The following is a 13104-nucleotide window of genomic DNA, read 5'->3' on the forward strand; positions in this document are numbered from 1 at the left end:
TCTCTGATCCCAACGGACAGCAGCGGCGAAAGCCGCTCGAATGGTGAATGTGGGGAAATTACCATTAAGCCGACCGAGTCGAAATGCCTCACAAATCATTCCTCCGATTTGAAAAGCAGCTTGTTTCATTTGCGCTTCCTCTTGTTGGTTGGGTGATTGCCTCAACTCACTGGTGAAAATGCACCGGATGACGTTTCGTAAAATAGGAAGGTAAGCTTGCAGTCCACCGGAGAATTCCTCTGCTTCGATCTGAGTCTTCGGCTTTGCCTCTTTCGCGTTCTCGACGTTCAATTTATTTAGACGCTCGGCGAGTTCGTCCCACATTTGGTTAAATTGCCCAGCCTCGTAGCAATGGTCTTCGTCCGCTCCCAGCACTTGATGGTAGAATCCGAGTCGAGTGATTGAATCCAGGAACGACTTCTGAAGCGCTAGGTCAGTGGATGCTCCATACCCAGTAAAGCTGGGCGCAATATGTCCAACTACAAATGAGGGACGAGTCCACACGAGCTTCTTCAAAGGCTTCTGCAGATGGCGACTTGAACGAATTGCCTGAATACCATGGAATAGCTCTATTTCCAAGCGCTCGGGTTCCGATTGAAGAGCAACATTGAGCGACAATTCGTCGATTAGACGGGCGGTGGCTAAACGTGTGTTCCGGTCGGATTGTTTGTAAACCTCTGCCAGCATGTCTGCCGCGAATGGGCAGACAAGTTTGCCCTCAGCGACTCCTCTCCTCAGCTCCGCAAGAAGCTGCTTGAAAATTGCGAGCACGGGTTTTCCAAGATCGGCATCCCGCAGATGAATCCAGAATCGAGTATCGAGATATACCGATTTCCGAGCCATGACTGTGTCTCCACAATCGAGATCTATTTTGCGGCGGTATTCATTGTAAGTAATTTCAGGGGTGGCCAGGTGGGTTTCGAGCGTGCTGGGACCTAAATCAACGCCTTCAAGGAAATCAGGAATGGCGGCATGCTTCTCCAAATCGCTGTAAAACTCCTTATCCGTGTCGGAAGAATCCATTGTGGTACTTTTTGTAACTACTGCTATGCGCGTGAACTTTTCAGTAACTTTCAACAATGGCATCGTTTCCATTGCGTTTTTAAAAGCGTCCGCTTTTGCGACCCACCGATGGACAGTTTGCAAACGGCTAGCGTTTGTGCTGTGTGCTTGAAGAGGTCCGTGGAGAATTTCGTAACGCACCGCTGGCTGAGCTTTCGACAACCATTCGAAGGGATTGCCATCAGAGGGCATCCAGCCAAGCTTGGTAATCCAGATTTTCGACGGAAACATTTTCGGGGATGCGTTCAACAGTTTCTGCTGACCTTGCACGGAAAAGCAGATTGACCGGGTTCCTTTGGATTGTCTTGGCTCATACCAGTCGTTCCAAGCCATCCAGGCGAACGTTCTACCGTTCAGTGTAGTCGGCATCCCTGCATTTGCGGTGGTTGCGTCTTCACTTTCCTGAAACCAATACTCATACTTAAAATGATCACGCCACGAGCTTGCCTCCAAACAAGCAGCCAGCACGACCTCATCATCATTGATACCTTCTAGCGCGAGGGGGCGAAGCGAATCCAATATCTTGCGAGACGGTGGCGGTTGGTTGTATGCCCCCCCCAGTGAACGTTCGGACGGTCAATCTGCCAGCAAGGGATGGGGCATGGGTGTTCGATGTAAAACCCAACCCTCTTCGCAAGGTAAGTGACCTTGTGCAAAGCGCAATAGTGACCCGGGGCTATCGACGCGCTCGACAATCACACGGTCAAATTCTTGGTCGAGTATAAGGTCTTTCAGTTCACCTCTGCATTCCCAGTCATGATCGTTTTTGATTCGTTCCGGCCACGATCGCTCGCTCGCGTTATCCCCCCCTGCCTGAATCAGTTTGGGGCCCACGGAGAATCTGACATCCCTAAAGTCCTCACCAGTCGTGTGCTCAACCCGATTGATCGAACTTTGAGCAAACTTATAACCATCCACCAGGCGGAAAGCCCCATGCATCTGGAATCCGGTTTCAAGAATGTCATGGCCTCCAACCGGCTCGAAATCTTCTCCATTGTCCCTTTCTACGAATTCGAACAAAGGCATCGACCCGTCTTGATTTTTGGCCATCAAAATCTGGGTGATCCAAGCTTGTAATCGTATGCTCAAAGAACCGTTCTTTGAAATTGATGTTAAATTTTCGGATGCGCGACTCAGCTCTTCTGGAAACTTGGTAGCCCAAGCTTCAGTAAGGCCTAGCAGCCAGCGGACACGCCAGCTATCATCTCCGAAAGATTCGAATATCTTGGGAATGATCTGTGGCTTCCAGGAAACGAACGCATTTAGACCCGTGCATGCCGATTCCAGCACAGCTCCATAACGGGACGAGAATAGAACGGCAAACGTCTCACATGCCAGCCCCTCCCATGTCTTGCACCGTGAAACATCGGCCACGGCGATCTCGGGCAACGTAGTGGACAGATCGCCACCTCGTGCCAAGCGCTCGTGCATATCGAGAACTTTCCCGAGTCCGGATTCCAGCTCGTCATGGCCGAGTATCGAGGCTCTGGTTAAAAGCAGCGCTTGGAGATTCTCGCATACGGATGAATACCAGTATCCACCCTCATCTACACGCAGGATGGCGGACTTCGCCAGATACCAGAGCATGCGATCAGGCACGGATCTCATGATGTCTGACAAAGGTTTTTTCAACTCTTCGCGAAAATATCCCCAGCCTCCAGACATGGAGTTCGCTCTACCGAAAAGTTCTAGAACCTCTATCAACTCGCTCTCCTGATCAGCACTATTTGTGAGGAGGATTTCTCGGACTGCCGTCGCCGCTGTAGAGGGGGAAAGGCGATGGCCTGATTTGACAACCTCGCGCCAGTCCATTTCTCCTGATGACCTGTTATCACTTCCAGATGCATCCTCTTCATCTTTCAACGGTTTCCGAGCGAATTCTCCCGGAGAGATCCGACGTAACAGATCCTCCATGTCCTGGCGCTCATTTGTCGTTGCGCAGGATTCCAGAATCGCATTCCTGATACGGAAAATAATGGCGACATCTCCAGCGTCGTACCAACGCGCCAAAGAGATCGCCATGCACCAACAGATGATCATTTCTTCCTCGGGCATGGGCTGAGCCAGCCGATCCAAGAAACCATCAAGGAACAGGATCTTGACATTTTCGAACCATCGCCAGTCCTCCCGGTTTCCGCGATCCGAAAACATCACCCGCCAAACATCCGCAGGACCGGATGCGATAGCCGCAGTTCCAACGGCTGCTTGGATTTCCGAGAAACAACGGTTTTCGCCCCCTTGAGAATCGCAAGCATCCTGTAACAACAACAGGCGAAGTCCCTGGTTCCTGACCACTGAAGCATCTATTGCGGAAAGTTCCTCGAACCAGCTCCACGCCCAACGGAATGAGTAATCTTTATGGCACACATAACCGAGCCGGTGCCATTTGAGGCGGCTCTCCGCCATCTGAGCCAGATGCGATTCTCCGATTTCCCTGGCGGCTTCCAAGAAAAACATCGTTTCCGGTTCATCACTTGAACCTGAACTATCTGACCATATCCAGCCTCCCTCCCCAATTGCTTTCCTGCACCACTCAGCAAGAATGTCACGTTCGCCCGCTAGTTTCAAAAGCAGCCACACACTTTCGACACGGTGGTCTTGCGGTGCGAGTTCTGCTACCGGCCTGCCCGCCGCCAAGAGCGCATCCCGATATGCCTGATCTAGAGGGAAAAAAGTTTTCACCCATTCCAAGGACAGGTTTCCGGCAGCAGCTGAAAGCCATAGCGGGTCGGATTTATCCATCCAGGTTTTACCCCACAAAGCGTTTGCAATCTGACCGATGGACTCCGGCCGGAACAAGATAGGCACTGCATCGCTCTTTCCTTGTGCTTCCAGGGAAGCGACTTGACCCAATACCACCGCTGCATTCAGAAGGACACGCAATCCGGTTTTGGAGCCAATAGCGTATTTGGTGCGCTTGAAGATTTCGCCAGCCAGATCAGACGATTCTCCCGCAGTGTCCAACCACCCGCTGGCCCTTGCAATGGCGAGCAAGGCTTGGATGTCATTCCCACTGGAATTTTTTAAATCCAGATTTTTCTCTCCAAGGGATTCGAGCCAACTAGGACAGCTTGAATGTATCCCCGATTTGACGCTCCACCATGTAGCGAACATTTTGAAATCATCCGTGAAGTTTGAGCGTTCCTCGTGACAGTGCTGGAGGAACTCCGCGACAAGCTTCCATTCTTCAAGGTCTGCCAAAATCCTTACCGATGTTTCAATATGCGGATAGTATCTCGGCGAAAACTCGTTGAAGCAGGAAGATACGGAGTCGAACGGACCTAGCCTGCAACTTGCGGCCGCCCATCCTTCTTCATAGTGATATTCCGCTCGATTGTGCATTGGATGCTCCTCATCGTCTGAAGCAAGTATGAAGCCCAAGGATCTGGAAACATCGCCGAACTCACAAAACCAAGAATCCGCAGATTGAACATTCGAGTCGTCAAGCTCACTCTTTTCGCCAGAAGGATAAATCAGCATAGCAAGCTCACCGATTGTCATGCCGGAAAACCATCGTTTCAAAAGTGCGTTCGCCCGATCCGTTTCTCCCGCTTTTGCGATTCGGGCGGCGTCGGTCGTCACTCCGCGAAGCGAATCGATGGTCCAGGAATCCGTCGGGAGCACCACAAGTTCGGAGGGAGGGAAAAATGGGGCCATCTCCGTATTCCGATCATCAGTTGAGGTGGAGGCACCACGACTGTAGTTCTCCCATCGTTCCAAAGTTTCTGTCGCACACGCCACCTGATGCAAAATATCCCAATCCTGTAGAGCGATTGCCGCCGAAAGTGCTGCTTTGCATTGTAGGGAAACCTCCTGGAATGATTCTCCAAGCGCCACAGCTTCGAAAACCCATCGATTGTCGAATACGCGTGCCCATTCGTTGTCCCGACCCGCGGTGCGCAAGAGCTGGAACAACGATACATGGGCGACCTTGCGGTTCGAGTTTAGGGAGCAGTAGTGATCCACTAGACAGCCGGCTACCCATCTGCGCTGGGCTTCGCCACGCTCGCTAAAGTAATTGGCCAAAAAAACACGGACATCATTGTGCAGCACATGAAAACCACCCTCTCTTTCGATAACCAAGGGACCAAGTTTCGACAATGTGAGATACCACTGGTCGCTGGTGAATCCCAAACCAGGGAATGCGTTCGCAAGGAACGTTCCGGAAATACTTTCCCGCACTAGACACAGGGTTCCGGCGATGGCGATTTCCGCACCCATGTTTCCGCCGGGGTCGGAGTGATCTGGAAACGCATACCGCCAGATCGATTCATAGTAGGTTCGAAGGCCGGATCTGAGGCGCCGACTTTCCAAGCGGAGGCGAAGATCTTCCGCAGAATTACTTGTGTGCGCTTCCTCTACGGCGAAAACCACTGCGAGGGTATTACCTAGGGTGGTTTCGGTGATTATTTCGATTGCACGATCCCATTCTTCAGAGGGCAAACCCGGACTTCTCTTGGTAAAGAGTTTCGCGACATCAGCTTTCTCCAGAGTCCGGAGATCCAACTGTAAGACACCTTCTTCCTGTCCCTTTAACCATGAAGGGTATTCATCATAATCCACCGCAGGCTGACCTGCCACCAACAACCGAATTTCTTTCTCCGCCAATTCTTCCGGCCCAGGCAGGGAGCGGAAGAAATCGAAGGCCAATCCCGGTTCATACCTCAAACGCCCCGCCCTTGCCGCATGATCGATACCGTCGATTACGATCACGAACTTTCGACCGAGTTCGCGACCGATCCTATCAGCGAGGCGCAACACGTGTCCCCTTGCCTGCTCCCAACTCAAGATCTCGTTTCTGACGGGAACCGCATAATGCCAAAGCTTCCCTCTTAGATCACTCCGCAGCTGCGAGAGAAGGGAATACCATAGTCGCTCGGGATTTACTGAGTAGTCCGTTTCTGAGGGCGTTCCTTGGGATTGGGGCGTGATGGGAAGAAACGAAAAGTACCGGAGGCCAACTACACCGCTGTGAGCCTTTTCAGTCCTGCGCATCTCAATCCGACTGAGCAAGCTGGTTTTTCCCGCTCCCGGATCGGCGCAAAGAAAGACTACCGGAGGGCCATCGGCGGCTACGAGAATCCGTTCCAAATTGGCTGCCTCACTTTCCCTGGTAGGAAAGAAGGGCACGGGCGGAGGCGGAGCCAGCTTCAGGGTTTCGATTTCGTCCGGCAACGACAGCGCAGTGGCGACGTCTTCTGCGGTCACCTTTTCATGGTCATCGGTCCAATGTTTGAGTGCATCGTTTAAGCCATGCAGGAGCGGTAGGGCTTTGGCCTCCGAAATGCCAAAACTCAGCGCAAGATCCCTCAGAACTTCCATCTGCAATTCTTTAAGATCCGGCCTGTTGGTCTCAATCGAGAATTCGCGAAAAAAATCCAAACGTGCTTCATCCGTTCCCGACGTCAGCTTTTCTAACCACTCCTCCCACGCGGATTCCCATTCTTCAGGCACTTCAAACTCATCAATAGTAGTCCGCTCCAATGCCTCTTTCTTGAGCCAACGGGTAAACTCCAGAAGCGGCGGTCGCCCCAAATAAACTCTCTCTCCCGCTTCGCGATTCGTGTAAACGATGCATCGCGCACTTTCCGAAGAAAGTCCCTTCTCAAGCCATGCTTCGTAGAGGCTGCCCAAAAGGGTTTCACCCTTTGAGTCAGGTGTCAGGAATACGCCAAATGTGAGATTACTGCCCTCTCGTGTGTGCTTGACTTGAATATACTCAATGTTGCCCTGCTCGTGCCGGACGACCACATCATCCCATCCCTTTACACCACTTTCCTGAAATGTGACGGAAGCCACTTCTGAATCAGGACGCATCATTTCTGCAACCTTCAGCAGGCCTACTGTCCATTCATACCAATATGGGGTGCCTTTTCCAGCCGTCGGGTTGCTCATTTATTCTGTGAGTTTGATCAATCGATTGGGTTTTGTCATGTTTAGGATTTTCTTTCAGCCGATACGGAGCTTGAGCAACAAAACTGCCGATGCAAAACAAAGGCGAGAACCTACCCCGTTCCCGCTCGACCTCGTTACGGAACCACGCTCTTCTTGAACCCGTGCCAACGCATCCTTCCTTTTCCCATGGCCATCTCGAAAGCCTCTGCCAGGTAGTCGCGGCCACTGAGAGTGGACTCAAGGGAACAGAGATAGGCGTGCTTTTAAGCTCGTTGAGGATCGACGACCCAGAAGCGGGAATCACCAAATGGAAGCGCCTCTTTGCCGCACTCGATAGTCGGCAGCGACAGGATCGTTGCGGCAACAAGGTCATCGAGTTCGTGCTGGAAGCAATGCGCCCGGTCCGTTTCACGAGTCGTCCGGAAGTGTTTGAGGAACGCCGAGCGGCGCTCAATCACGTTCTGGTTTTCAGTGGCCTTGAGCTGGGGGCCGACGGTCAGCTCAGGAACCGCACTGCGGCGACGACACTTACAGAAGCCGAGGAAAGAGCAGGAAAGTTGCGGAGCGAACTTCTGAAACGTGGCGTGCATCCCGAGGTATTGGAATTCTGTCGTGCCGAGCTCCTCCAGAACAACCATTTCCACGCGGTTTTGGAAGCAACGAAAAGCGTTTCGGATAAACTGCGAGTCAAAACGGGACTCCCCGGCGATGCGGGCGAACTCGCGGAGCTGTCGCTATCGCTGGGGAAGGCGGGGATGCCATTCCTCGCGTTCAACACCCTTCAAACGGATTCCGAGCGCTCGGAACAGAAGGGATTAAAAAATCTGATGGTTGGTTTCTTCGGCACCTTTCGGAACACTACTGCTCACGCCCCTAAAATTTCGTGGACGATGAACGAACAGGACGCGCTTGATTTACTCACGATGGCGTCCTTCCTCCACCGTCGACTGGATGGCGCGGCAAGAACGCCCCGCGTCCTATAACTCGGAACGCACTGCAGTTCACTTTCGCGGGGATATATCCTTCGCGAATGGCCTGCCAGAGCGAAGATTCCTGGTGCTTCTCCGCCGCTCGGCGGAATGCTGCCGGGAATTGCTGGAGCTCTTCCGCTATTTTCAGTTGGTCATCGACGAAAATCTTCCTTTTATCGCAGGCACCGAGAAAGGAATAGTAACAAGGAACAAGATCACCGCGAAAACCCAATCCGCGTGGACGAATCCGATACGTGAGCGGATACGTCAGCCCCCATCCCGCGTGACTCAACGCGAAATGAGCTGCGTAGATTTGGGGGCGTTCTTGCTTATCGCTGTTCGCTACCAGCAATTCACTTCCCCGCACGCCGAGAATGCTTTGGACTGCTCCTCTCAGCGCCCAGGCGGGAGTCACCGCACTTGGATTCGTGAGTCGATGTTAGCACAGATTTTGAAGATTGGCGTGAGCGATGGCAAGATCTCACGAAATCGGACAGGCGTTCGCCAATCTGATATGTACCCGCAGCACGCTCAGGGTGAGTTGGCCGGCAATCTTAAAGAGAAGCAGGCAGATTCAAACGACACATTCTCATCCATAACGTGCGCCAGCATTCAGGCCGAGCACGAGCATGCAAACGAAAGAGAAAAGATCCTAGGAAGCTGACAACCAACACAGTGAGAGCCGGGCTATTTCTGACCCGGCTCCGGTGGTGAGCTAAAGCTCGTTGCTCCATCGCGACCAATTGGTCCCCACTCGGGGAGCCGACCGGATGCGTGTGGGAGCAAACGGAGCTCACCTACGCCACTACTACTTCGACTCGGCTGATTGGGCCTCGCGGATCATTTTCACGATCTCGGGCACAATGACGTTTTCAAGCAGCCCCCATTCTTCATCAACTGATACGCTGTGGACGACATCCTCAATTGGAACGAGTGCCTCAATTTCGGAAAGATCCATCCGATCGATGTACTTTGGCATTGGCACCGGAGTGTGACAAGGAAAGCCCGTGGAGTGAGGCAATCGAAGTCGCCATCTGCCAGCCATGGCCGTTCGGAATGAAATCCCCCATATCTAAAGTGAAGAGGGTATAGGCGGTGAAGTAGAGCTTCTCGGCGAAATCCGTGGGCAACCGGGTCGTGGAACTGATGATGGAATCGCAATGCGATCCGAACATCATCGCATAGCCCGCGAACACCATCGAAATCCAGAGCAGAACCGTTGTCAGCAGGATCACAGGCCCGGCGAGTTTCAGTAATTTTCTGGAATCGGACCGCCCCGCCCGGTGGATGCCGAGGGCGAAGCTCCATATTCCGGTTGCAAGCGGCAGGGTCAGGGGGCCGCCTCCGGAAAATGAGATGGTTGTTTTCAACGCATCATAGGTGGCAAGGGCAATCAGTGCGATGCCGGTGGCGAAGAGGAGGATGTTCATTCCTCCGCTCCCTCCGTGAGTCCTGAGTCAGGATCGCGGGCAATTTTTCTGAGAAACATTTTCTCACCGAGAAACACCAGAATCAGGCCGATGACGGAAGCCCAGATAACGAGCATGTCCGATTGCCACTTCACCCAGAGAAAAGCTCCAAGGACGATGACATCGAGGATGATCGCAGTGATAAGAATCCACGCTTTCGCCTCCACCTCCTCGCGCAGATGTCTAAGAACGCCCCAGTGGACGATTATGTCCATGACGATATAGAACACAGCACCGAGAGAAGCGATGCGGGAGAGATCGAAAAAGATGGTGAGAAGCATCGCGATCACCACCGTGTAAACCAGGGTGTGCTTCTGGAGATCGCCGGGCATTCCGAAGTGTTTGTGCGGGACGAGCTTCATTTCAGTCAGCATCGCGAGCATTCGAGAGACTGCGAAGATACTTGCGATCACACCGGAAACGGTCGCAACGATAGCAAAGCCGACGGTAGTCCATAGACCCCACTTTCCGAAGGCCGGGCGAGATGCCTCGGCCAACGAGTAGTTTTTAGCACTGACGATTTCCGATATGGTCAGGTTTCCGCCAACTGCGAACGCGACGACCATATAAAGGATTACGCAAATGATCATCGAAATCACGATTGCACGACCGACGTTCTTGTGCGGTTCCTTGATCTCTCCACCGCTGTTGGTGATGGTGGTGAATCCCTTATACGCTAGGATTCCGAGAGCGACCGCACCGATAAAACTTGCGATACCGGTCTCCGGCGGAGCGACGGTCACACTTTTGAAATCCAGCCCCGATGCCCACAGACCACCTCCGGCGAGAACCAGCAGCCCCCCTATTTTCACGAAGGCGGTGACGAAGGAAAAGCCCTCGATGAACTTGTTACCGAGGACATTGACCACGAATGCAAAAAGTAGCAGCGCCACGCCGAGCGCCGGGATCCACCACCAGCCGGGGCTTCCGCCGAAGGGCTGAAGCACATAGGTCGCGAAGGTTCGAGCGGCCAGGCTCTGTTGGATAACCACTAAGAAGATCAGCAACGCGCTCGCACCAGTAATCGACGATTTCGAATAAGTCTCTCTGAGAAATAGCGCGACCCCTCCCGAAGACGGGTAGGTATCCGACATTTTGAGATAGGTGTAGGTACTGAATACCAAAACAACGGCATGCCAACAGGAAAGCGGACGGGAACTAGGTCCCGCCACCGGTAAGGGCGTTGACGCCAGCCCCGATCATTAGCCCGGCTCCTATCGAAACATTACCTGCAAAACTAGCTGCCCATTTCGCAGATTGACGGTTCATCGCTATTGGAGAGTTACTCTTAGAATTGGAAGGTAATACCGGCTCCTACTCCATAGACAGAGTCCCACAATGCGGTCGCCGAAATACTTTGATTCAAACGATAGGATGCGCCTCCTTGATACGACCAATCGTCGTGGGTGTCGTATTCGACCTCGCCGAAGATCCCAAGTCGCGGAGTGAGCATCAATTCCCGGCCTACCGTAACCCTCGCACCCCCATCCGAATCGATCCAACCGGTGGCGAGGAGATTCATCGGCAACAAATAGTTGGCCCCCACGATCAAACGCTCGGTATCTCGGGAGAAGTCGACGCCCTCACCGTAAACCCCGGCGAAGACCGAGGTAAACCGGTTGATGTAGCGGTTGTAGGTGATGTCGGCTTCCCACTCGCTATCGGTAACCCCATCCCATCCCGTTTCGTAATTCAGAGCGAAACTGTTGAGGATATTGGAAAACACGATCGTGCCCTGCGACTCACTGTTCAAGACATCGATTATCCCATATAGCTTCCACGACTTGTCGGCATAAAGATTCCTCCTCGCCGCAACTGTCGCCGCATCCGGTTCGTAGCCGTCATATTCCACCACGCGAGCCATGCCGCTGTGCATGTGATAGAGCAAGTGGCAGTGAAAAAACCAGTCGCCAAACTCATTCGCATCAAACTCGATCACCGTGGTCGACATCGGCGCGACATCGACAGTGTGTTTCAACGGTGAGCGTTTCCCCTGACCATTGATTACCCGGAAAAAGTGCCCGTGGAGGTGCATCGGGTGATGCATCATCGTGCGATTGATCATCACAAAACGGACCACCTCACCCTTCTTGATGTGAATGTCGTTGTCCGGAGCAAGAATACGATTATTGATCTGCCACACATACTTGGACATGTCCCCATCCAAGGTCAGGCGCACTGTTCGGCGCGGTGCGTTTGGCGGCAAGCTCGTGTTCTGAGGAGCTCGAAGCATCGCATACGGTGAAAACGGACGATAGCGGGAACTCATCCCATCCGAAGCGAGTTCCGGATGAATCGCCGCATCATCGCGAAGAAGGAAATCATACCACTTCGGCGGATTCAATTTCAGGCTGCTATCCTCCATGCCACTCATCGCCGGATCCTTCTTCATTGGGCTCATTGAGCCATGATCCATCTCCTCCATCGAACCAGACATCCCGCCGTCCATCTGCATGGCGCTGTGATCCATTCCTTTCATATCGCCGGCCATCTGCATCTTACCATGCATTTTCATGCCAGGCATGTTCATCCCCGGTTGATCGAATTTCCCCGCATCGACGTCACGGTTTGTCATTCCCATTGAACCTCTTGGCGTAAGTGCGAACATCCGCTTCCAACTAAACATGTCCATCGTGTCGTAGAGAAATGGCTTCGGCATATCGGGTGCGGCCTGCTTCTCGCCCCGCCCGATCCAAAGTGATGCGTATCCCGAACCATCCTGAGCGGTCGCACGAAACTCGTAGGCTCCGGAAGCCGGAACTTTCACTATCAAATCATAGGTTTCAGCTACTCCGATGAGCAGTGGTTTCTTCATCATCAGGGGTTCCACGGATTGACCATCAGCCGCCACGACCTTGACTGGGCCACCCGCATACTGGAGGTAGAAAAAGCTCATGGCAGAGCCGTCGATCACCCGCAATCTCACGGTTTCCCCCGGTCGCGCATCCAGCACTTCCGACGTTTTTCCGTTCAGGAGAAACGCATCATAGGAAACATCCGAAAGGTCCATCGGTGGCATCCGCATTGCCTCCCGTTTCCAAAACTCGATGAACTTGCCGGTCTTGACGGCACCCAGCAGCGATTGCGAAGTTTTCTTCTCCACTCCCATCCACTCCGAACCACGACGGAGAAGTTTCATCACCTGCTGCGGCGAGCGATCCGACCAATCCGAGAGCAGCACCACATGATCCTTCGTGGCCCCGTGATTCCGATCGTTGGGTGTAATCACGATCGAACCGTAGACTCCAACCTGTTCCTGCAATTCCGTATGAGAGTGATACCAGTAGGTGCCCGTCTGTCGGATTGGAAATCGATAGGTGAAGGTCGAATGAGGAGCAATTCCCGGATAGGAAATCCCCGGAACCCCATCCATCGTCGGCGGAACCAGCAAGCCGTGCCAATGCACCGAACCTGGCTCGTCCATCGCATTGTGAACTTCGATCACAGCCGTATCACCCTCCCTAAAGCGCAAAGTCGGAGCCGGGATTCCACCATTGACCGTGATTCCCTCACGTTTCTTCCCCGTGAAATTGACCTCCTTCTTCTCGATCGTGAGTTTATAGCTCACCTCTTTCGCAACGGCCGGGATTGCAAAGAGAGCGATCGCCATCGTCAAAAGGTGCAAGGTGAAATGGTTTTTGGTGATTCTCATGAGTTTCGATGAATATTCCGCAGGATGCATGCCGACCGGGATTTGATGAATTAGG

7 protein-coding genes and 1 pseudogene are annotated in these 13104 nt (G+C 53.0%); 2 read left to right on the top strand and 6 right to left on the bottom strand.

From position 1 onward, the window contains the following. Together WBG04_RS03260 and WBG04_RS03265 are read right to left on the bottom strand one after the other, a co-directional pair. On the bottom strand, positions 1-1581 hold a 1581-nt coding region (locus tag WBG04_RS03260; protein ID WP_424312928.1), incomplete at its 3' end, for a hypothetical protein. A 57-nt stretch (positions 1582-1638) separates the two neighbouring features. After that, positions 1639-6957: an ATP-binding protein gene (locus WBG04_RS03265; protein ID WP_424312929.1), complete on the bottom strand. Its 5319-nt coding sequence runs from the start codon at positions 6955-6957 to the stop codon at positions 1639-1641. 161 nt (positions 6958-7118) lie between these two features. Between WBG04_RS03265 and WBG04_RS03270 the strand changes: the two genes are divergently transcribed. Next, complete coding sequence (locus WBG04_RS03270; protein WP_424312930.1) at positions 7119-7940, top strand: TIGR02391 family protein; 822 nt, start codon at positions 7119-7121, stop codon at positions 7938-7940. Then, entirely contained in the window at positions 7909-8592 is a 684-nt protein-coding gene (locus tag WBG04_RS03275) for a hypothetical protein (protein ID WP_424312931.1), read from the top strand. Before WBG04_RS03270 ends, WBG04_RS03275 begins: the two co-directional genes overlap by 32 nt. Before the next feature lie 144 nt (positions 8593-8736). Here WBG04_RS03275 and WBG04_RS03280 read toward each other — a convergent pair whose 3' ends face one another. From WBG04_RS03280 to WBG04_RS03295, 4 genes and pseudogenes are all read right to left on the bottom strand, one after another. After that, positions 8737-8886 (bottom strand): hypothetical protein, encoded by a 150-nt coding sequence (locus WBG04_RS03280; RefSeq protein WP_424312932.1) that lies wholly within the window; start codon positions 8884-8886, stop codon positions 8737-8739. Next, positions 8867-9358, bottom strand: a complete 492-nt coding sequence (locus tag WBG04_RS03285; protein WP_424312933.1) for a hypothetical protein — start codon at positions 9356-9358, stop codon at positions 8867-8869. Before WBG04_RS03285 ends, WBG04_RS03280 begins: the two co-directional genes overlap by 20 nt. After that, positions 9355-10666 (bottom strand): annotated as a pseudogene (locus tag WBG04_RS03290) (APC family permease). Before WBG04_RS03290 ends, WBG04_RS03285 begins: the two are co-directional and overlap by 4 nt. Before the next feature lie 19 nt (positions 10667-10685). Beyond that, positions 10686-13049 carry a multicopper oxidase domain-containing protein gene (locus tag WBG04_RS03295; RefSeq protein WP_424312934.1) on the bottom strand — a complete coding sequence of 788 codons (2364 nt, stop codon included), beginning with the start codon at positions 13047-13049 and terminating at the stop codon, positions 10686-10688. Positions 13050-13104 lie beyond the last annotated feature (55 nt).

The organism is Haloferula sp., assembly GCF_049672945.1.
In the GTDB taxonomy this organism is placed as follows: Bacteria; Verrucomicrobiota; Verrucomicrobiia; order Verrucomicrobiales; family Akkermansiaceae; genus Haloferula.